19 protein-coding genes are annotated in these 19,041 nt (G+C 62.8%); 8 read left to right on the top strand and 11 right to left on the bottom strand.

The genetic code is table 11. The features are described 5' to 3' along the window. Position 1 precedes the first annotated feature (1 nt). Entirely contained in the window at positions 2-1,135 is a 1,134-nt protein-coding gene (locus tag NHAM_RS12580) for a glycosyltransferase family 4 protein (RefSeq protein WP_011510925.1), read from the bottom strand. 3 nt (positions 1,136-1,138) lie between these two features. Continuing rightward, entirely contained in the window at positions 1,139-1,846 is a 708-nt protein-coding gene (locus NHAM_RS12575) for a polysaccharide biosynthesis/export family protein (RefSeq protein WP_011510924.1), read from the bottom strand. Between the two features lie 349 nt (positions 1,847-2,195). On the opposite strand from NHAM_RS12575, the gene NHAM_RS12570 reads away from it, so the two are divergent. Next, entirely contained in the window at positions 2,196-4,337 is a 2,142-nt protein-coding gene (locus NHAM_RS12570) for a GumC family protein (RefSeq protein WP_011510923.1), read from the top strand. Between the two features lie 24 nt (positions 4,338-4,361). On the opposite strand, the gene NHAM_RS12565 is transcribed toward NHAM_RS12570, so the two are convergent. Together NHAM_RS12565 and NHAM_RS12560 are read right to left on the bottom strand one after the other, a co-directional pair. Further along, positions 4,362-5,555 (bottom strand): GNAT family N-acetyltransferase, encoded by a 1,194-nt coding sequence (locus NHAM_RS12565; protein WP_011510922.1) that lies wholly within the window; start codon positions 5,553-5,555, stop codon positions 4,362-4,364. Between the two features lie 176 nt (positions 5,556-5,731). Then, positions 5,732-5,938 (bottom strand): DUF2842 domain-containing protein, encoded by a 207-nt coding sequence (locus NHAM_RS12560; RefSeq protein ID WP_011510921.1) that lies wholly within the window; start codon positions 5,936-5,938, stop codon positions 5,732-5,734. Between the two features lie 96 nt (positions 5,939-6,034). Between NHAM_RS12560 and NHAM_RS12555 the strand changes: the two genes are divergently transcribed. Next, positions 6,035-7,117, top strand: coding sequence for a COX15/CtaA family protein (locus tag NHAM_RS12555; RefSeq protein WP_041358076.1), 1,083 nt, complete (start codon positions 6,035-6,037; stop codon positions 7,115-7,117). 298 nt (positions 7,118-7,415) lie between these two features. Then, positions 7,416-8,645, top strand: coding sequence for an MFS transporter (locus NHAM_RS12550; RefSeq protein WP_011510919.1), 1,230 nt, complete (start codon positions 7,416-7,418; stop codon positions 8,643-8,645). Between the two features lie 190 nt (positions 8,646-8,835). Here the strand turns inward: NHAM_RS12550 and NHAM_RS12545 are convergent, their stop codons facing one another. Further along, positions 8,836-10,113, bottom strand: coding sequence for an O-acetylhomoserine aminocarboxypropyltransferase (locus tag NHAM_RS12545; RefSeq protein ID WP_011510918.1), 1,278 nt, complete (start codon positions 10,111-10,113; stop codon positions 8,836-8,838). A 256-nt stretch (positions 10,114-10,369) separates the two neighbouring features. Further along, positions 10,370-10,954: a CoA-binding protein gene (locus NHAM_RS12540; protein WP_011510917.1), complete on the bottom strand. Its 585-nt coding sequence runs from the start codon at positions 10,952-10,954 to the stop codon at positions 10,370-10,372. A 197-nt stretch (positions 10,955-11,151) separates the two neighbouring features. Here NHAM_RS12540 and NHAM_RS12535 point away from each other — a divergent pair, with 197 nt between their 5' ends. The 5 genes from NHAM_RS12535 to tsaA all read left to right on the top strand — a co-directional run bounded on the left by NHAM_RS12535 (position 11,152) and on the right by tsaA (position 14,572). Next, the gene (locus NHAM_RS12535) at positions 11,152-11,580 is read left to right on the top strand and encodes a PaaI family thioesterase (RefSeq protein WP_011510916.1); all 429 of its coding nucleotides are present in this window, start codon (positions 11,152-11,154) and stop codon (positions 11,578-11,580) included. 151 nt (positions 11,581-11,731) lie between these two features. Next, a complete protein-coding gene (gene rplM / locus NHAM_RS12530; RefSeq protein ID WP_011510915.1) occupies positions 11,732-12,196 on the top strand; it encodes a 50S ribosomal protein L13 in 465 nt (154 codons plus the stop codon). 2 nt (positions 12,197-12,198) lie between these two features. Beyond that, positions 12,199-12,675, top strand: coding sequence for a 30S ribosomal protein S9 (rpsI, locus tag NHAM_RS12525; RefSeq protein ID WP_011510914.1), 477 nt, complete (start codon positions 12,199-12,201; stop codon positions 12,673-12,675). 237 nt (positions 12,676-12,912) lie between these two features. Continuing rightward, positions 12,913-13,854, top strand: coding sequence for a lytic transglycosylase domain-containing protein (locus NHAM_RS12520; RefSeq protein WP_011510913.1), 942 nt, complete (start codon positions 12,913-12,915; stop codon positions 13,852-13,854). A gap of 226 nt (positions 13,855-14,080) precedes the next feature. Beyond that, positions 14,081-14,572 (top strand): tRNA (N6-threonylcarbamoyladenosine(37)-N6)-methyltransferase TrmO, encoded by a 492-nt coding sequence (gene tsaA / locus NHAM_RS12515; protein WP_011510912.1) that lies wholly within the window; start codon positions 14,081-14,083, stop codon positions 14,570-14,572. Positions 14,573-14,576: 4 nt separating this feature from the next. On the opposite strand, the gene NHAM_RS12510 is transcribed toward tsaA, so the two are convergent. The 5 genes from NHAM_RS12510 to NHAM_RS12490 all read right to left on the bottom strand — a co-directional run bounded on the left by NHAM_RS12510 (position 14,577) and on the right by NHAM_RS12490 (position 18,922). Further along, positions 14,577-15,005 carry an HIT family protein gene (locus tag NHAM_RS12510; protein ID WP_011510911.1) on the bottom strand — a complete coding sequence of 143 codons (429 nt, stop codon included), beginning with the start codon at positions 15,003-15,005 and terminating at the stop codon, positions 14,577-14,579. A 32-nt stretch (positions 15,006-15,037) separates the two neighbouring features. Next, positions 15,038-16,291, bottom strand: a complete 1,254-nt coding sequence (locus NHAM_RS12505; protein WP_011510910.1) for a GNAT family N-acetyltransferase — start codon at positions 16,289-16,291, stop codon at positions 15,038-15,040. A 146-nt stretch (positions 16,292-16,437) separates the two neighbouring features. Next, positions 16,438-17,190, bottom strand: coding sequence for a glycerophosphodiester phosphodiesterase (locus NHAM_RS12500; protein WP_011510909.1), 753 nt, complete (start codon positions 17,188-17,190; stop codon positions 16,438-16,440). A 5-nt stretch (positions 17,191-17,195) separates the two neighbouring features. Further along, the gene (locus NHAM_RS12495) at positions 17,196-17,663 is read right to left on the bottom strand and encodes a RidA family protein (RefSeq protein ID WP_011510908.1); all 468 of its coding nucleotides are present in this window, start codon (positions 17,661-17,663) and stop codon (positions 17,196-17,198) included. Positions 17,664-17,842: 179 nt separating this feature from the next. Continuing rightward, complete coding sequence (locus NHAM_RS12490; protein ID WP_081434946.1) at positions 17,843-18,922, bottom strand: IS630 family transposase; 1,080 nt, start codon at positions 18,920-18,922, stop codon at positions 17,843-17,845. Between the last annotated feature and the right edge of the window lie 119 nt (positions 18,923-19,041).

Here is a 19,041-nt window from a genome sequence, read left to right as displayed (position 1 = left end):
GTTAACGTTTCGCAAACGTCTCGCGATAGCCTGCCATGACGCCATCGACCATCGCTGTCTGCGAGAAATGCTGGAAGATGCGCTCGCGCAGCGATTTTGCGCTCGCGCCCGCGGCCGCGGGGTCGTCCAGCGCAGCCTTTATTGCATCCGCCATGACGCCAACGATTCCGGGGGCGAACAGCGCGCCGGTGTGGGCGTCGAAAATCTCCGGGATGCCGCCGACGTTCGCCGCGACCATGGGAATACCCGCTGCCGCCGCTTCGATCACCACGTACGGCATGGAGTCGCCGCGCGATGGCACGACCAGCAACCGGCCCTTCGAGAAGCCGTAGCGCGCTTTGACGTGTCCGATGAAGCGGACGGCCTCGCCGAGATCGAGCCGCTGGACCTGGGCTTTCAGCGCCGCGGTTTCCTCGCCGTCGCCGGCGAGGGTGAGGGTGAGGGGTCTGCCGTCGGCCCGCAATCGCGCTACCGCATCGATCAGGAGGTCGGCGCCCTTGATATGTCTGAACTCGCCGACATAGACCACGTCGGTCGCGTCGTCAGCAAGCGTGACGGGATCGAATTCGCTGGCAGTCACACCGTTGAAGACGCATTTCACGAGGCCGGCCGGGGTGCCGACGATCCGCTGATAGGTGTTCCGCGCGAAGGCGCTCTCGAACAGGAACAGGTCGGTGCGGTTCATCAGCGCGCGTTCGAGGCGGCTGTAGAACGCGCCTTTCACCGTCGCCGGCGGATAGTGCAGGGACCCGCCGTGCGGCGTGTAGACCCGGACCGTGCGTTTCGACGGCCCCTTGAGCCGCACAAAGGCGCCGGCCTTGGCGCCGTGTCCATGAAGGATATCCGGCTTCAACTTCCGTATCAGCGCGGCGAACCGCATCCACGCAAACAGGTCGGTGGGGTGAGGTTCCCGGCGGATCGGGAGGCGGTGGACACCCAGTTTCAGTCGCGGCGCGATCTCCGCGAAAGCCGCATCAGCACGCTCGCCACCGGTGAGGCTGTCGGCGACGATGCCGACGAGATGCCCGCGATCGGCCTGTCCATTCGCGACATCGAGGATGTGCCGGATAATCCCGCCAACCGGCGCGCGCACGGCGTGCAGGATACGAAGCGGTCGATCAGGCGAGGGCGTCATGCCTCAGAACCAGCGTTCGCCGACGAGGATGGTGTCGCCGGGGCTGAGCAGCGTTGCGGTGGACACGACGAGGCGGACGGTACCGCGGGCATCGGTGTGGGTGACGGTGACGCGGTCGCGTTTGGCGCGGGGCGAGAAGCCGCCGGCGATGGCGACCGCGCTCTCGACCGTCATGTTGGGCACGAACGGATACTGGCCGGGGGCGGCGACCTCGCCGAGAATGAAGAACGGCCGGTAGGCTTCGACCTCGGCGGCGACATAGGGCTGGCGGATGTAACCGCTGCGCAGCCGCGCGGCGACGGCGGCGGACAGTTCGGCCGGGGTGCGGCCGCGGGCGACGACGGCGCCGATCAGCGGCATGGTGATGCTGCCGCCGGCATCGACCAGATAACTGTTGGTGAGGCCTTCCTGGCCATAGACCACGATGCGCAGCCGGTCGCCGGCATCGAGGTGGTAGGCGGGATCGCGCGCGACGGGCGGCGGCGCAGCGGCGTAGACAACGTGCGGCGCGGCCGCAGCGGCGCGGACCGGCGGACTCCGCATGACGCGGCGAGCAGCCGGCTCTGGCGCAACGGCCTGCCGCCCGCCATAGGCCAGCGCATCGAGATCGTTATGCGGACGGACCATCGCCGCCGGCGCCGGGTGCCGCATGCACCCCGACAGCGCCAGCGCGGTCAGCAGGCACAGGGTGGCGGCGCGCGCGCTTCGCATCAGGCATTTCCATGAAATATCAAATCCATTTAAGGGCTTTTGTGGTTAACAAAGCGTAATCAAAGCCTCGCGAAGCATCGATCAATGTTGGCGTCGGCGCGCGGAGTTAACCCGACAGCAACCATAATGGACTGTAATGGTCGCACTCGGCCTGGTGGTCCGTTTCAAACATTCGCATCCGTTTCAGCGGGTCGCGAATGTCAAATACGCTCCACTAGAGCATGATCCCGAAAAGTGGAAATCGGTTTTCGGATGTGATCATGCTCAATCAAAAGGATGAGGCGAGAGTCCGATCCAACGCAGTTTGGATCAGACTCTCGGAGTCGTAAGCGTCCAGCGGGAGTATGCGATGCGGTTTGCATTATGGCGTGCCGGCAAAGATAAGACACCGGTTTCGAACACGGTATCGGCGCCAATGCCTGCTGCGCCGAGCGTCTCGCCGCCGGGCGACCTTGATTTGCGCGTCATCTGGCAGGCGCTGCTGCGCAGGAAGCGCGCAATCATCATCCCGACGCTTCTCGCCTTCGCCCTTTCGCTTCTCGTCGTCAATCTGATCACGCCCAGATACAAGTCCGAAGCCCGCATCCTGATCGACGGCCGTGAAAACGTTTTCCTGCGCCCGAATGGCGAGCGTAACGACGAGCGCAACGCGCTCGATCCCGAAGCCGTCGCCAGCCAGGTGCAACTGGTGCTGTCGCGCGATCTTGCCCGCGAGGTGATCAAGAAAAACCAGCTCGCGAAGAATCCGGAGTTCGATCCGGTGCTGCGCGGCGTGTCGCCGATCAAATCGCTGCTGGCGCTGTTCGGAATCGGCCGCGACCCGCTCCGGATGACGCCGGAAGAGCGCGTGCTGGATGCCTACTACAGCCGGCTGACCGCCTACGCCGTCGATAAATCCCGCGTGATCGTCATCGAATTCCAGTCGCGCGATCCGGAACTCGCGGCTCGCATCGCGAATTCGGTCGCCGACGGCTATCTCGTCCTGCAACTGAGCGCGCGTCAGGAGCAGGCGAAGGCCGCCGGTCAGTGGTTGTCCGGAGAAATCGACAGCTTGCGCAAGAAGGTCACGGATGCCGAATCGCGGGTCGCGGATTTCAGGTCGAAGTCCAGCCTCTTCATCGGCACCAACAACACCTCCCTGTCGAACCAGCAACTGGGTGAAATCAACACCCAACTGAATAACGCGCGTGCGCTCAAGTCCGATGCGGAATCGAAGGCACGACTGATCCGTGGGATGCTTCAGAGCGGCAAACCGATCGAGGCCTCGGAGGTTCTCAATTCGGAACTGATCCGCCGCCTGTCCGAACAGCGCGTGACGCTGCGCGCGCAACTGGCGGAGCAGTCCTCGACCCTGCTCGGTCAACATCCGCGGATCAAGGAGTTGAAGGCCCAGCTTGCGGACCTCGATCGCCAGTTGCGCGAAGAGGCCGGCAAGATATCGCGGTCGCTCGAAAACGACGCCCGTATCGCCAGCGGCCGGGTCGAGGGCCTCAGCAACAGCCTCGAGCAGTTGAAGAAGCAGGCGACGTCGTCCAATGGCGACGATGTGAAGTTGCGGGCGCTGGAGCGCGAGGCGAGGGCGCAGCGCGACCTGCTGGAATCCTATCTCGCAAAATATCGTGAAGCCACCACGCGCGAGACCATCGACGCCGCACCGTCCGATGGCCGCATTATCTCGCGCGCCTTCGTCTCGAATACGCCGGCCTACCCGAAGAAGCTGCCCATCGTCCTGATCGCGACGCTGGCGACGCTGATGCTGGCGGCCGGCACTGTTGCGACCGGCGAACTGCTGCGCATCACCGCTCCGCGGGCCCCGGCCGGGTTCGGTCCTGTCTCGCCGCAAGCCGCCGCGGCGCCGGAGCCGCGCGAGCCCCGTCCCGATCCGGCGGCGAACCTGACCGGGATCGACCGCCTCGCAGACGACCTGCGGACCGCGGGCGAGGCGGCGCGCAAGATCACGATCATGGGCACCGGCCAGAACGAGAGCATCATGCTGAGTGCGCTCGCGCTCGCGCGGCTGCTGGCGCACGGCGCCAAGGTTGTCCTGGTCGATCTGTCGCCCTCATCGCCGGTCCTGACCGCCGCCTCGGTCGATCCGGCGGCGCCGGGACTGGCCGACCTGATGCTGGGCGAGACGTCTTTCGGACAGGTGATCACCCGCGACCGGCTGTCGGCGGTCCATCTGGTCGCCGCCGGACGTTCCGATGCCGATCGTGCGCTGCTGCAATCGCCACGCCTGACGATCGCGCTCGATGCCCTGCTGCGCGTCTACGATCACGTCCTGCTCGTCGTCGGCACCGCGACCGATCTGCCGGCCAGGCTGCTGACCGATCAGGCGCGCGCGATCGTCGTTCCCGACCCGTCGATGAGCGTCGATGCGCGTGCACGATTGAGCGGGCAGCTCACGGCCATAGGCTTCGCGTCGGTGACGATGCTCGATCCGACGCCGCAGCCGGCGGACACCCAGACAGGTCCCCGCGAGGCGGCCTGATCGTCCGGCGGAGGTGATGCGTCGTCAGCGATGCAGCGCGCTGCGCAGCGCCTGCGCCATCCGTTTCAGCGCCGGCGTCTGCTTCACGAGGCGCTTGGCGCGGGCCATCGAGGACATGCCGATGGCGGCCATCCTGCCGCGTGCGGTGAGCGGCAGGTAACTGTCGAAGATCGGCTCGTCGCCCTTGCAGAACAGGCGCTTGTAGTCGTCCGATCCGATCCCGAGATCGAGCGAGGTGTAGCCGCGCTCGGCATAGTGGTCGGCGATATCGCGCATCAGGATCAGGCCGGGACTGTAGCGGGCGTTTTCCGACAGGGTGTAGGTGTTGAACATCATCGAGAAGCGGTGGTCGTCGGCGACGCCGGCAAAGATCGCGATCACCTCGGTGTCGCATTCGAGGGCGTGGATTTCGATGGCGTGGCCACCGTCCGGCAGCGGCGTCAGGCAGGCTGCGCGCAGGAAATCCTCGACGCCGGGGCTGGCGAACACGTTCGGCAGCTTCTGCGCGGCCATCCGCAGCGGCTTGATCGTGAAGAACGCATCCAGCATCCGCTTGATCTCGGTCTCGGTCGTCGCCACGCGGTAGCGGAAGCCGGGCAGAGCCTGAAGCTTGCGTTCCTTATCCTTGAGCCGGCGGCGAAACGAGCGGCTGATGTGCTCCGAAGGCGGCGCGCCCGGCACGATCGTCATCAGCGGGCAGCCGTTGGCGGAAGTCTGGCCCGGCAGCAGCGCCATCGGGTTTTGCAGGTCGCGCCAGCGCCGCGGTTGCCGCGTGAATGCCAGCACGTCGATCTTCGCGGGAAGCTCGCGGATTCCTCGAACCAGCGTGTCGAGCTCGGCCAGCGTGGCGGAGGCTGCGAAATCCCGCTGCCAGAGCGGCATGTTGAAGGTGGCGTGCTTGCCGCCCATGAATCGCGCGACGCGGACGCCGTTCTCCGCGCCGGCTGTGAGCGGCAACAGCAACAGCGGCCGCCGCTCGGCGTCGCAGGCGACGATAATGCAAGGCTGAAGATCGCTTTTGGTCCCGACGTGCCGTTGCCAGGCAGACAGAAAATCGAACCGCTGATAGGGCGTCGAGAAATGCGACGCCTCGAGGCTGCGCCAGACCGGCTCGGCCTCTCCTAGATCATGAAGGATATCGAGATGGACGATACGTCTCTCCCCTGACCGCGGCCGTGTCCTCGCCGTCTGGCTTTCGATCACAGCCGCCATGGTCATCGCTGCGCCCGTTTTTGTAATTTTGTTTCTTTCTCGCTTTGGCCGACCTTTGCATGGGATATGTCAACAAAAGGTAATGGCGAAAGGAGAGAGGAGAACCGGATCGAGGGGCGTTCGCCTGCAGCCCGCACTGGAGGCCGCGCCCGCGGTCTGCGGAATTGGGCCGCAATGGGCCTTTACGCGTCGGGTCGCGCCATCCAGCTGACGATCGGCATGGCCGGCAATACCCAGCCAAGCCCGGCGACGACATAAAAGATCGCCTGGTAGAGGCCTGACGCAGCGAGCCACGGCGTCTGCGCAACCGTCATGCCCAGCAGCGACCAGACGACGACCAGAACGAGCAGGGCGATCGTGCCGAGGAATTTTCGGGTGCGGATCCGCATACCTTAAAAATGCAACTCGTGGCTGGGCCGAGGCTTGCGCCGAAGCTGGGGTGGACTATAAAGGGCGCGAAAAATGCATTCAACCCACGGCTTTTGATGACCCGTCCGATAGTACAAAAGGGGTTCCACCTGCGCGCCGTGCGATGGTGGCTGGTGTTGATGGCGCTGCTGATCGCCGCCATGGTGCTGGTCGGGGGAGCAACCCGGCTCACCGAATCCGGCCTTTCGATCGTCGAATGGAAGCCGGTGACCGGGACGCTGCCGCCGCTCTCCCAGGAGGAGTGGTCCCAGGCCTTCGATGGCTATAAGCAGATACCGCAGTATAGCGAGATGAACGCGGGCATGACGCTCGAGCAGTTCAAGACCATCTTCTGGTGGGAGTGGAGCCATCGGCTGTTGGGACGCTTTATCGGCGTAGCTTTCCTGTTGCCGTTTCTCTGGTTTATGTGGCGCGGCATGTTGCCGTCGGATCTGAAGCGGCGGTTGTGGATCATCTTCGGTCTGGGCGGACTTCAGGGCGCTGTCGGCTGGTGGATGGTTGCGTCCGGTCTCACCAAGCTCGTCGAGGTTTCGCAGTATCGTCTCGCGACGCACCTGGTGCTGGCGTTGCTGATTTTCTCGGCGATCGTCTGGACCGTGAGGCGATTGTCGGATCGCCCGTCATTGCTGTCGCCGATGCGATTGCGAGTGACCAGCGGCATTCTGCTGGTGCTGGTGTTTGTGCAGCTCTATTTCGGAGCGCTTGTCGCAGGGCTGCGCGCCGGCAAGGTCTTCAACACCTGGCCCGACATCGACGGATCGTTTATTCCGTCCTCGGCGCGACTGTTTTTCGAACAGCCGTGGTGGCGTAATTTGTTCGACAATACGCTCACGGTTCAGTTCGAACATCGCATGATGGCTTATACACTGTTTGCGATTGCTATTTTACATGCAATCGATGCGATCGTGTCGCGGGCGGGCGCCGCCGTCGTTCGCGGGGCGCTCTGGCTGGCCGCGGCAATGACGCTACAGGCGACGCTCGGAATCCTGACCCTCCTGCACGAGGTTCCGATCCTGCTCGCGCTGGTGCATCAGGGGGTTGCGATCATCGTCCTGACGCTTGCGGTCGTTCAGGCTGAGCGGCTGATGGCCGGTAACGCCGTACGGCAACGGCAAGGCTTGGGCGTGGCGGCCGGATAGATCCGGTGACCGGAGCTTTTGTTTCCGGTTTTGGTTCATAGTTCTACACGAGATCGCAAGCCGGCTGCTCACGAGCTTGACGCCGTGATGTCGGGTCATGCTGAAGCAGGGTGTGATGTGATTAAAATCGTCACGCCGGGATTTTATGCCGGCCTAACCTCAATCGGATAAAACGCGAATTTCTGGCGCTGTACAGTTTTGCGAACGTGCGTCATGATGTCGTAGTCATGAGTCAGGATCGATAAGCCAGGAACCGCCAATCCTCCCGGTCGATGGCGAGCCTTAATCGGGGCAACGAATGGCGAGAGCTGGCAGCCTGTCCGTCCTGCTCATCACCACCTGGGCCTTCACGGTCTGCTTCGCCGTCTGGATGATGTTCAGCGTGATCGGCATTCCGATCCGCGCAGAGCTTGGGCTTGGTTCGACTGAGTTCGGTCTCCTCACAGCGACGCCCGTCCTCACCGGCGCGTTGTTTCGTTTGCCGCTGGGCATCTGGACCGACCGCTTCGGCGGACGGATCATCATGCTGCTGCTGCTGATCGGCTGCGCGATCCCGCTCTGGCTGTCGTCCTATGCGACCGCGCTGTGGCAGTTCCTGCTGCTCGGGCTGGCGCTCGGTCTTGTCGGCGCCTCGTTTTCGGTCGGCACGCCCTACGTCGCGCGCTTCTTTCCAAAAGAGCGCCGGGGTTTCGCGATGGGCTTCTTCGGCGCAGGCACGATCGGTGCGGCGCTCAACATGTTCGTCGCTCCGTGGCTGATCGAGGCCTATGGCTGGCAGATGGTGCCGAAGGTCTATGCCGTCGCGCTGCTGGTCACTGCTTTGCTTTTTTGGGTGTTGTCCAGGCCCGATCCCGGCGTCGGCGGTCCGGTGTCGTCAATGTGGCAACAACTGTCCGTGCTGCGCAATCCGCGCGTCTGGAAATACTGCCAATACTACTCGATCGTGTTCGGTGGCTTCACCGCGCTGTCGATCTGGATGCCGCAATATTTCAAGACGGAGTACGGCTTCACCATCGCGCAGGCGTCGCTGCTGGCCGCGTGCTTCTCGCTCCCCGGGGGCGCCTTTCGTGCTCTCGGCGGCTGGTTGTCGGACCGCTTCGGAGCCCACAACGTCACCTGGTGGGTGCTGTGGGCCGCCTGGGTTTGCCTGTTTCTGCTGTCCTATCCCAAGACCGACCTGATCGTGCACACGATCCGCGACCCGCTGAGCTTCCGCATCGCCTTGCCGTCGTGGTTCTTCACAATGCTCCTCTTCACGCTCGGCATCGCCTTTGCCTGCGGCATGGCTTCGACGTTCAAATACATAGGCGACGACTTCCCCGACAGCATGGGAGCGGTATCCGGCATTGTCGGCATGGCGGGCGGCCTTGGCGGCTTCCTGCTGCCGATCACGTTCGGCGCGCTCCTGGACTGGATCGGCTTCAACTCAAGCTGCTTCATGCTGCTCTACGGCATCATCTGGGTGTCGCTGACCCTCAATTATCTGACCGAAGTCCGGCGGGCACCGGTCATGGGCGAAGAAACCTGATCGTCAGCGGCGGGGCCGTCGCATTAAGTACGGAAAAAAGCGGCGGCTGTATGAGCCGTTTTCTAGAACGTTTTCGAGCGAAGCATGTCCTCGGGCTTGACCCGAGGATGGATGCCGGTTCGCGTGAAGAAAACGCGTCAATTCAAAATCATAGAGCCTCGCTTCTGATTCCATCAGAAGCGGAAAGGCTCTAGGTCATGGCCTGATCGAGGTCGGCCATCAGATCCTCCTTGTCCTCGATGCCGATCGACAGGCGGACGATGTCGGGTCCGGCGCCGGCTCTGGTCTTGGCGTCGTCGTCGAGCTGGCTATGCGTGGTCGATGCAGGGTGAATCACGAGCGAGCGGGTATCGCCAACGTTGGCGAGATGCGAGAATAACTTGAGTTTCGACACCAGATTGACGCCGGCGTCATATCCGCCCTTCAGGCTAAACGTGAACACGGCGCCAGCGCCCTTCGGCGTGTATTTGCGGGCGAGCTTGTTGTACTTGTCGCCGGGCAATCCGGCGTAGTTGACGGCCGCGACCTTGGGGTGGCTGGCCAACCATTCGGCGATCGCCTGGGAATTCTCGCAATGCTTCTGCATCCGCAACGGTAGCGTTTCGATGCCGGTCAGGATCATGAAAGCGTTGAACGGCGACAGCGCCGGGCCGAGATCGCGCAGGCCCAGCACGCGGCAGGCAATCGCGAACGCGAAGTTGCCGAACGTCTCCTGCAGCTTGATGCCGTGATATTCCGGACGCGGCTCGCTCAGCATCGGATACTTGTTGTCCCTCGACCAGTCGAACGTGCCTGCATCGACGATGATGCCGCCGAGCGAGTTGCCGTGGCCGGCGAGGAACTTTGTCAGCGACTGAACCACGATATCGGCGCCATGTTCGATCGGCCGGATCAGGTAGGGGCTCGCCATGGTATTATCGACGATCAAGGGAACACCGGCCTTGCGCGCGACGGCGGCGACGGCTTCGATATCGGTGATCGATCCTCTCGGATTGGCGATGGATTCGATGAAGATCGCCCGTGTTCGCGGCGTGACCGCTTGCTCGAACGTTTCGACGTCGTCCGGATCGGCCCACGCCACGTTCCAGCCAAAGCTCTTGAATGCGTGGGTGAACTGGTTGATCGACCCGCCATAGAGTTTGCGGGCGGCGATGACTTCGTCGCCGGGTTTCAATAACTGCTGGAGCGTGACGACCTGCGCGGCGTGCCCCGAGGCCACCGCGAGCGCGGCGGTGCCGCCTTCGAGGGCGGCAACGCGCTCCTCCAGCACGGCGTTGGTTGGATTTCCTATGCGGGTGTAGATATTGCCGAATGACTGCAATCCGAACAACGACGCCGCGTGGTCGGCATCGTTGAACACGAACGACGTGGTTTGGTAGATAGGCGTCGTGCGTGCGCCCGTGGTCGGATCGGGCTGCGCGCCGGCGTGGACGGCAAGCGTTGCAAAGCCGGGAATGCGATCGGTCATATCGTGTCCTGTTTGCTCGGTCGAAGGTCGTTCCGCTAGAGCATTTTCCAGCTAAGTGGAATCCGGTTCACGCCAAGAAAATACTCTCAATCAATAACTGTGCGTATTCTGATCGCAAAACCGGTATCCACTTTTGCGGAACATGCGCTAGCGATGCTGATGGGATCATGCGCCGCCGTCAAGGCGCTGCCGGAAACTTTGCCTGTTTCGGCATGCGGCCTTGCGGCGCGGCGAAGCTGAACGGAATCTTATGCGCTCACGCCGGACCGTTCTTGTCTTTCGCGGCCCGGTCGGCGGCGAGGGTGCTGCCGCCGCCTACGCTCACGCGGTTGAGCGACAGGCGCTGGCCATGGATCGGCATCGGCGCACGTTTCGAGCTCAGGGTCCGCGAGTTGACACCCATCCACGAGATCTCCGACGACAGACGGCCGTATTCGATCTTCGGACAGCGGTTCATCACCACCTTGATGCCGGCAGCCTCGGCTTTCGCGGCAGCCGCGTCGTCGCGCGCGCCGAGCTGCATCCAGATCACCTTCGGCGGCGGCGACAGCGTCAGCGCCTCGTCGACCACGGGCATGATGTGGATCGAGCTGCGGAAGATATCGACCATGTCGAAGGGGCGGCCGATGTCCTTGAGCGATGTGACGAAGGGCTTGCCCACCAGGCTCTTGCCGACATGGCCGGGATTGACCGGGATCATGTCGTATCCGCGTTCGGCGAGATACTTGAACGCGAAGTAACTCGGCCGCACGTTGACGGGAGACGCGCCGACCATCGCGATAGTCTTCACGCTGTCGAGAATCCCGCGGATGTAGCTGTCGTCGTAGGCATCGTGATTCATCTTGAGGTCCAAATCATTGAACTCTGCGACCGTTCAAACCACTATTGTCATTCCGAGGTGCACGGTCTTGCCGCGCAGGCCCGGAGTCCATGCGTCCGGCGAGCGGGCAGGCCTGGTGGTCATCGAATTATCCGTTTGGGCGAAACCATCTTCTTAATGTAACAGGCGACACGAGGCGAGAGCAGGGACGGAAAGACATGGCGATCGCGAGAATGAGCGTGGCTGAGCTCGAGGCGTTTCTTCACGCTGAGTTCCCCCAGGCCTTCAGGGATGGCGATATCGCAATCGAAAGCGCCGACGGCGAAACCTGCCTGCTGCGCCAGCGCTATAGCGAGCGGATGCTGCGCCCGGGCGGAACGGTCTCCGGGCCGACGTTGATGGCGCTGGCCGATTTCGCCATGTATGTGGTGCTGCTGTCGCGGATCGGCCCGGTCGGCCTCGCGGTGACTGCCAACCTCAACATCAATTTTCTGCGCAGGGGCCGCCCGGGTCAGGACGTGCTCGCCGCGGCGCGGCTGCTCAAACTCGGCAAGCGGCTGGCGGTCGGGGAAGTGACGCTGCTGTCCGGCACCTCGCCCGACCCGATCGCCCACGTGACATCCACCTATTCCATTCCGAATGCTTGAACATTTTACAGGTATTATAGAACCGTTTTTATAAGTAGTTGATTCTACAATAAAAACATTGCGTCATTGACGTTGACTGGAGATGGTCGGTTCTCTAGAACCGAACCCATTCGGTGCGTGGCACCGAGGTCTCTTTTCACGGATTTCTCACATGAAAACGTTCTCGGCAAAGCCAGCCGAAGTGACGAAGAAGTGGGTGCTGATCGACGCCAGCGGTCTGGTGGTCGGACGGCTCGCCACCCTCGTTGCGATGCGGCTGCGCGGCAAGCATCTGCCGACCTACACACCGCACGTCGATTGCGGCGACAATGTCATCATCATCAACGCCGCCAAGGTGGTTTTCACCGGCCGCAAGCGTGAAGACAAGGTCTATTACAATCACACCGGCTATATCGGCGGCATCAAGGAGCGCACGGCGAAGTCGATCCTCGAGGGTCGTTTCCCGGAACGCGTCATCGAGAAGGCCGTGGAGCGCATGATCCCGCGCGGTCCGCTCGGGCGCGTGCAGCTCGGCAACCTCCGCGTCTATGGCGGCGCAGAGCACCCGCATGAAGCCCAGCAGCCGGAAGTCGTCAATGTCGGTGCGATGAATCGCAAGAACATGAGGGCCGCATAGCGATGTCCGATACCATGCAGTCTCTCGACCAGTTGTCCGCGCTGAAGACCGCCGAGTCAGAAGCGCCGAAGCACACCAAGAAAATCGACAAGTACGGCCGCGCCTACGCCACCGGCAAGCGCAAGGACGCGGTTGCCCGCGTCTGGATCAAGCCGGGCGCCGGCAAGATTCTCGTCAATGCCCGCGAGGTCGAAGTTTACTTTGCGCGCCCGGTGCTGCGAATGATGATCCAGCAACCGCTCGTTGCCGCGGCGCGCGCCGGTCAGTACGACGTGGTGTGCACCGTCGCCGGCGGCGGCTTGTCCGGTCAGGCTGGGGCCGTGCGTCACGGCCTGTCCAAGGCGTTGACGAACTTCGAACCCGAATTGCGCGGCGTTCTCAAGAAGGGCGGCTTCCTGACCCGCGATTCCCGAGTGGTCGAGCGCAAGAAGTACGGCAAGGCGAAAGCCCGCCGCTCGTTCCAGTTCTCCAAGCGCTAATGGAGCAGATTTGACATTCGCTGCTGTTTGGCAGCGAATGTCAAAATCCGGAACTACAAGTATTGTCCTCCGGAGGAGCCGGGGGTTTTAGCGCGTATTCCGCAAAAGTGGATACCGAACACGCGCAAGTTATTGATCTAGCAGGCTGTTGAAGAAGTCTGCCACGCATCGTGGATGAAGTTGGCTTCGTCGCCGTCGTGGAAGAGAACCGATATGGCATCGCGCCTTGCCGTTCTCATGCAATACGCGTTGGCTATGATGCTGATGATGCCGCATGTCGCCTTTGCGCAAGTCGGCGCGGAGACGGCGGCCGATCCCGGACCTGCCGCCAAGACAGATCCCGTCAAGACAGATCCCGTCAAGACAGACCAAGACACGCGCGAATCGATCTGCCTGATGGTCGAATCGGCTGCGAAGGCCGAGAGCTTGCCGCTGGAATTCTTCGCGCGCGTGATCTGGCAGGAGAGCCGGTTTCAGTCCGATGCCGTTGGCCCGTTGACCCGCAGCGGCCAGCATGCGGAGGGAATCGCGCAGTTCATGCCGGGAACGGCGAGTGAGCGGCGGCTGCTCGACCCGTTCGATCCGGTGCAGGCCCTGCCGAAATCGGCCGAGTACCTGAACGAGTTGCGCGGGCAATTCGGCAATCTCGGACTGGCGGCCGCAGCCTATAATGCCGGGCCGCGCCGCGTGCAGGACTGGCTTGATGGCAAGGGATCGATGCCGACTGAGACGCGCAACTACGTTGTCGCGATCACGGGATCGCCGATCGAGGACTGGGTTGCCGCCGGCAAAAGCGGTAAACCGCCAGCGCAGCCACCGGCGACGAACTGCCGCGAGTTGATGGCGCTCCTGAAGCGCGCGCCCAATCCGTTTGTCACGGGGCTTGAACAGCACGTGAAGCTCGGTGCCGACAAGCCATGGGGCGTGCAGCTTGCTGCCGGCTTCAGCCGCGTCCGCGCCATGGCCATGTATGCACGAGCCATCAGGCGGCTCGTCGCCGTGATCGGCGACCGCGATCCAAGTCTGCTAGGCTCGGTATGGCGCAGCCGCGGCACCCGGACGTTCTATCAGGTGCGGATCGGAGCCGATACGCGCGCGGAAGCCGATGGCCTCTGCAACCGGATCAGGCGCGCCGGCGGCGCCTGTCTCGTACTGCGAAATATGCGTGTGAGAGGTTGAGTTCGGCGTTCCGCAGGGGGGTGAACTGCTGGCGGACGCCGGCCTGCGCCTTCTGGCGAGATTGGGTTATGCTTTGCGGTGAATAACGGTCCGGATCGTGATATTAGAGCGTTTTCGAGCGAAGTGGACACCGGTTCGCGTGAAGAAAACGCGTCAAATCAAAATCATAGAGCCCGCTTCTGATTCCATCACAAGCGAAAAGGCTCTAGGATGCGAGGAGCCAACGATGGTGCGGGAATACGAAGTACGAGAGGGAGAGGTCGTCGTCGATCTGCCGCCGCCGACCGACGCCGGGCTGGTGTTCATCGGCCGAATTCGCACGCCATGGACGTCTCGTCTGAAGACCCCGCGGCAGGGGCGTGAAGACGGCCCGGTTTGCCGCCTCGAGATTTTCGATCCGTGGAAGCCTGCATTGCAGGGGCTCGATCGGTATGAGAGCATCGAAGTCATCTACTGGCTGCATCTGTCGCGCCGCGACATCGTGCTCCAGACCCCCAAGAGCAGCGGCGCGACGCACGGCACTTTTTCGCTGCGTTCTCCGGTACGCCCCAATCCTCTGGGCACGTCGCTGGTGAAGCTGGTCGGCATCGAGGGATCGACGGTGCTGGTGCGCGGAATGGATTGTCTCGACGAGACGCCGCTGCTCGACATCAAGCCGAACCGTTGCCAGTTCACGCCGCTGGCGCCACCGCAGGACGGCGATTTCGAAACCGGCTGACGGTTCAGCTTTCCGCCAGCGCCGAGATCAGCAGCCTGGCGTGCTCCTCGAGCACCTTCGGGTCTTCCTTGCGGCTGGCGGGCGGCAGCAGCGCAATGCCGTCGCGGCGCGGCATCATATGCATGTGCAGGTGAAACACCACCTGGCCGCCGGCCGCTTCGTTGAATTGCTGCACGGTGATGCCGTCGGCCTTGAAGGCCTTCATACCGGCCCGAGCGATTTTATGCGTGCCGCGCGCCACATGCGCGTAGTCGTCGGGGGAGATGTCGAAAATATTGCGCGAAGGGGTTTTGGGAATCACCAGCGAGTGTCCGGGCGCGCGCGGCATGATGTCGAGAAAGGCCAGTACGTGCTCGTTCTCGTAGACCTTGTAACAGGGCAGTTCGCCCCGCAGGATTTTCGCGAAAATGTTGTTGGCGTCGTAGGCGGTCATCATCATTCCTCGAATTGCCGGCGCCCAAAGCGTCAGGAGACGCCATCGTCGCCGGTCTTGCGAAACGGTCCGGCGTCGGTTAGCTCGCGGGCCGCTTCGGCGACATAATGTCGTTCGTGCTTGAGATAGTCACCCACCGCGCGGCGCAGTGCGGGGTCGGCGATATAGTGCGCCGAATAGGTGGTCTGCGGCAGATAACCGCGCGCTATCTTGTGCTCGCCCTGCGCGCCGGCCTCCACCGTTTTCAGGCGATGACGGATCGCAAAATCGATCGCCTGATAATAGCAGACCTCGAAATGCAGGAAGGGATGATGCTCGATGGCGCCCCAGTGCCGCCCGAACAGCGTATCCGAACCGATGAAGTTGATGGCGCCGGCGATCCAGCGGCCGTCGCGGCGGGCCATGATCAGCGCAATATCCCGGCTCATGCTTTCGCCGATCAGGGAGTAGAAGGACCGGGTCAGGTAGGGCCGGCCCCACTTGCGCGATCCCGTTTCCATGTAGAATTGGAAGAAGGCGTCCCAGGTTTCTTCCGTGAGTTCATTGCCGGTGAGGACGTGGATGGTGATGCCGTTGGCCAGCGCATCGCGGCGCTCGCGGCGGATCGCCTTGCGGTGTCGCGAAGCGAGGTTGGCGAGAAAGTCCTCGAAGCTCGAATAGCCTTCGTTCCGCCAGTGGAACTGCTGGTCGGTGCGTTGGAGGAATCCGTTCCCGGCAAGAAACGTCCATTCCTCCTGGCGGGCAAAGGTGACGTGGACCGATGAGGCCTGTGTCGCATCGCAGAGGCCGACGAGGCCGCCGACCAGCGCGGCGCCCACACGCGCTTTGTCGCTGCCGGCGCGGATCAAGAGCCGCGGGCCGGTGGCCGGTGTAAACGGAACCGAGGCCAGCAGCTTGGGGTAATAGCGCCCTCCGGCGCTTTCATAGGCCTGGGCCCAGCCGTGATCGAATACATACTCGCCCTGCGAGTGCGACTTCAGATAGCACGGCACGACGCCCACGACCGCGCCGTCGAGCCGTGCGATCAAGTGGCGCGGTCTCCATCCGGTGCGCGGGCAAGCCGAATTCGATGCTTCAAGTGCCGTAAAAAAGGCGTGTGATACAAATGGGTTGTATTGCTCTCTTGCGCTTAAACAAGAATCTTGAGCCGATGAAGAAGCCGGGGCTTCATCGGACGCCAGCGACCGGTGTTGCTTGGTCGCCGGGTTGGCGCAGGCGTCCCAGTCCACGGCCGTAATCTGGCTGACGGAGTCGACGGCTTCGAGCGATATGTCGGGTGACGTCATCAAGGAGTTGAACCGGTCCAGGCCTGAGAATCAGCCACTGTACGCGGTGACCTCCGCTGTGTGCCGGTTCAGAAGTTCATTCGAACCAGCCACGCCAGAGATTGGACACGATGCCGGTGCCGTCAAGGGCTGTCGGGTCAAAGGGGTCAAATGCCCGGGTGGAAACCCTCGAAGATCATTTGATCTGCATATTTGGCGGCGCGGGCGCGCTGTTCCGGCGTGCGTACCGTCCATGTCAGTAGCGCGCATCGAAAAATGTTTCGCGCAATCCATGGGGTTATGTCCGGAAGGTCACTCACCGAGTAAGCGACAAAATGCGGCCGGGTGCGGAAGGCATGACGCAGGTGGGTCATTGCCGCGCGCTGGTTCGGCGTCGTGTCGGGCCAATCGGCTTCGGTGTAGAGGCGCTCGGCCACGATGCCGCGCGGGCGCGACGGAATCAATTCCCGCAGCGCCAGCACCTGATCCGGATCGAACGACATGCCGGCCGCAGGCCCGTTATAGCTGGACAGCACCTCGGCCATGCGCCGCACCAGCCTGCGATCGCCGTCGAAACGGCTTTTGACCTCGATCACCAGCGGCACGCGGCCGGCGACCAACCTGCAGAGATCCGCAAGCGACATCATCCTTTCGGACGTGTTTTTGAAAACGACCTGCCTGAGTTCGGCTGCGGTCTTGGTTCGCAGGGCGCCCGAACCTTCGGTCAGCCGGCCGAGTTCATCGTCATGATGAACCATGGCCTCGCCGTCGGCGGTGAGCTGGATATCGGTCTCGATGCTGAAGTTTCCGGCGATGGCGGCTCGAAACGCCCCCGGCATGCTCTCGACGATGCCGCGGGCGTCGTCGTGCAGGCCGCGGTGGGCGACCGGTCGTGCCGTCAGCCAGTCGGGCGCGCGCATCGGCGTCAGACGACCTCGAACAGGCCTTCGATTTCGACCGCCGCATCGGCGGGAAGGGAGGCGACGCCGACTGTAACGCGCGCATGGCGGCCCTTGTCGCCGAACGTCGCAACCATCAGATCCGATGCGCCGTTCAACACCTTTGGTCCATCGACGAAATCGGGAGCGGAGTTGACGAATCCGCCCAGCCTGACTACGCGGACTACCTTGTCGAGGTCGCCGAGCGCGGCCTTGACCTGCGCCAGCAGATTGAGGGCGCAGCCGCGCGCCGCGGCGCTGCCCTGTTCAACTGTGACGCCCGCGCCCAGCTTGCCCTTGGCGATCAGCTTGCCTTCGGGATTGAAGCAGAGCTGTCCGGATACGAACAACAGGTTGCCGGTGCGGACGAAGCCGACGTAATTCGCCACAGGCGATGCTGCTTCATGCAAGGTGATGCCCTGCGCCGCCAGCTTCTGCTCGATCGTTCCTGCCATGTCAGTCCCCGGTATGGATGCTCCGCCTGAATAATACCGCTCAGGCTCTCTCTATCTCGCCCATCGTCATGTCACATGCAAGCGATGGCGGGCCGGGGCGGATTTTGCGGGATACCCGGCTACGGCGCGATCAAACTATCGGGATTGGCCATCAAATCGCGGTCTGTCGTGGCGCCGCCCTAGTGGATGGAATCTAACACTTGGTGCCCGCGTCTGACGGCTCGGATAATTTTGTTGGGATCGGCAGTCCATGTGAAGGGCTTCGGTTCGGCGTTATGTTCGATTACGAAGCGATTGATTGCAGCCTGCAGGTCGACGACCGATCGGAAGATGCCGCGTTTCAGTCGTCGTTTTGTGAGTTTGGCGAAGAAGCCCTCGACGGCGTTGAGCCAGGATGCTGATGTGGGCGTGAAGTGGAAGGCCCAGCGGGGATGCCGGGCCAACCACTGGCGCACTTTCGGGTGCTTGTGGGTTGCATAGTTGTCGACGATAGCGTGGATTTGCTTTCGCGGCGGCACCTGCGCTTCGACGGCGTTGAGGAAGCGGATGAACTCCTGGTGCCGATGGCGCTGCATATTGCGGCCAATGACGGTGCCGTCGAGGACGTTGAGGGCCGCAAACAGTGTCGTCGTGCCATGACGCTTGTAGTCGTGGGTCATCGTCCCGGCGCGACCCTTCTTTATTGGCAAGCCGGGCTGGGTGCGGTCGAGCGCCTGGATTTGGCTTTTTTCATCGACCGAGAGAACGACGGCATGGGCGGGCGGATCGACATAGAGGCCGACGACATCGCGCAATTTGTCGACGAAGCGCGGGTCAGTGGAGAGCTTGAACTGTTTCACCCGGTGCGGCTGCAGCCCATGGGCGCGCCAGATGCGTTGAACGGAACTCGCGCTGATATCGACGACCTTCGCCATCATGGCCGAGGTCCAGTGGGTCGCCTCTGCTGGCGGCTCGGTCCGGGTGAGCGCCACGACGCGTTCAGCGATGCCCGACCCCAGCGGCGGAATGCGCGAGGGGCGTGTCTTATCGTGCAGGAGGCCGTCATAACCCGCCACCATGAAGCGTTCCTGCCAGCGCCACACACAGGTCTTCGACTTGCCGGTCCGGCGCATGATCTCATGGGTGCCGAAACCGTCCGCGCTCAACAGTACGATCTCGGCCCGCCAAACATGCTTGTGTGGGGTGTTGCGATTCCGCGCCAGCGCCTTCAGATGGCGGCGGTCGGCAGGCTTAAGGGTGATGAAAATTCCGGTTCGCATGCGCCAGACTCGCATGCATCCAGTCAGATGGGAATCCCATCCCGGATTCAAATGTCAGACGCGATCCACTAGTTGTGGCGCAATAGGGCAGTGACTATGCTCGGATTCGGTCACATCGA

Source organism: Nitrobacter hamburgensis X14 (assembly GCF_000013885.1).
Lineage (GTDB): Bacteria > Pseudomonadota > Alphaproteobacteria > Rhizobiales > Xanthobacteraceae > Nitrobacter > Nitrobacter hamburgensis.
Note: the sequence above shows the minus strand (reverse complement) of the source record. Positions and strands in the feature narration are given on the sequence as shown.

Excerpts from the sequence above, each read along its gene's own strand:
- NHAM_RS12580 (WP_011510925.1), bottom strand. The coding sequence starts at position 1,135 with ATGACGCCCTCGCCTGATCGACCGCTTCGTATCCTGCACGCCGTGCGC.
- NHAM_RS12575 (WP_011510924.1), bottom strand. The coding sequence starts at position 1,846 with ATGCGAAGCGCGCGCGCCGCCACCCTGTGCCTGCTGACCGCGCTGGCG.
- NHAM_RS12570 (WP_011510923.1), top strand. The coding sequence starts at position 2,196 with ATGCGGTTTGCATTATGGCGTGCCGGCAAAGATAAGACACCGGTTTCG.
- NHAM_RS12565 (WP_011510922.1), bottom strand. The coding sequence starts at position 5,555 with ATGACCATGGCGGCTGTGATCGAAAGCCAGACGGCGAGGACACGGCCG.
- NHAM_RS12560 (WP_011510921.1), bottom strand. The coding sequence starts at position 5,938 with ATGCGGATCCGCACCCGAAAATTCCTCGGCACGATCGCCCTGCTCGTT.
- NHAM_RS12555 (WP_041358076.1), top strand. The coding sequence starts at position 6,035 with ATGACCCGTCCGATAGTACAAAAGGGGTTCCACCTGCGCGCCGTGCGA.
- NHAM_RS12550 (WP_011510919.1), top strand. The coding sequence starts at position 7,416 with ATGGCGAGAGCTGGCAGCCTGTCCGTCCTGCTCATCACCACCTGGGCC.
- NHAM_RS12545 (WP_011510918.1), bottom strand. The coding sequence starts at position 10,113 with ATGACCGATCGCATTCCCGGCTTTGCAACGCTTGCCGTCCACGCCGGC.
- NHAM_RS12540 (WP_011510917.1), bottom strand. The coding sequence starts at position 10,954 with ATGAATCACGATGCCTACGACGACAGCTACATCCGCGGGATTCTCGAC.
- NHAM_RS12535 (WP_011510916.1), top strand. The coding sequence starts at position 11,152 with ATGGCGATCGCGAGAATGAGCGTGGCTGAGCTCGAGGCGTTTCTTCAC.
- rplM (WP_011510915.1), top strand. The coding sequence starts at position 11,732 with ATGAAAACGTTCTCGGCAAAGCCAGCCGAAGTGACGAAGAAGTGGGTG.
- rpsI (WP_011510914.1), top strand. The coding sequence starts at position 12,199 with ATGTCCGATACCATGCAGTCTCTCGACCAGTTGTCCGCGCTGAAGACC.
- NHAM_RS12520 (WP_011510913.1), top strand. The coding sequence starts at position 12,913 with ATGCAATACGCGTTGGCTATGATGCTGATGATGCCGCATGTCGCCTTT.
- tsaA (WP_011510912.1), top strand. The coding sequence starts at position 14,081 with ATGGTGCGGGAATACGAAGTACGAGAGGGAGAGGTCGTCGTCGATCTG.
- NHAM_RS12510 (WP_011510911.1), bottom strand. The coding sequence starts at position 15,005 with ATGACCGCCTACGACGCCAACAACATTTTCGCGAAAATCCTGCGGGGC.
- NHAM_RS12505 (WP_011510910.1), bottom strand. The coding sequence starts at position 16,291 with ATGACGTCACCCGACATATCGCTCGAAGCCGTCGACTCCGTCAGCCAG.
- NHAM_RS12500 (WP_011510909.1), bottom strand. The coding sequence starts at position 17,190 with ATGCGCGCGCCCGACTGGCTGACGGCACGACCGGTCGCCCACCGCGGC.
- NHAM_RS12495 (WP_011510908.1), bottom strand. The coding sequence starts at position 17,663 with ATGGCAGGAACGATCGAGCAGAAGCTGGCGGCGCAGGGCATCACCTTG.
- NHAM_RS12490 (WP_081434946.1), bottom strand. The coding sequence starts at position 18,922 with ATGCGAACCGGAATTTTCATCACCCTTAAGCCTGCCGACCGCCGCCAT.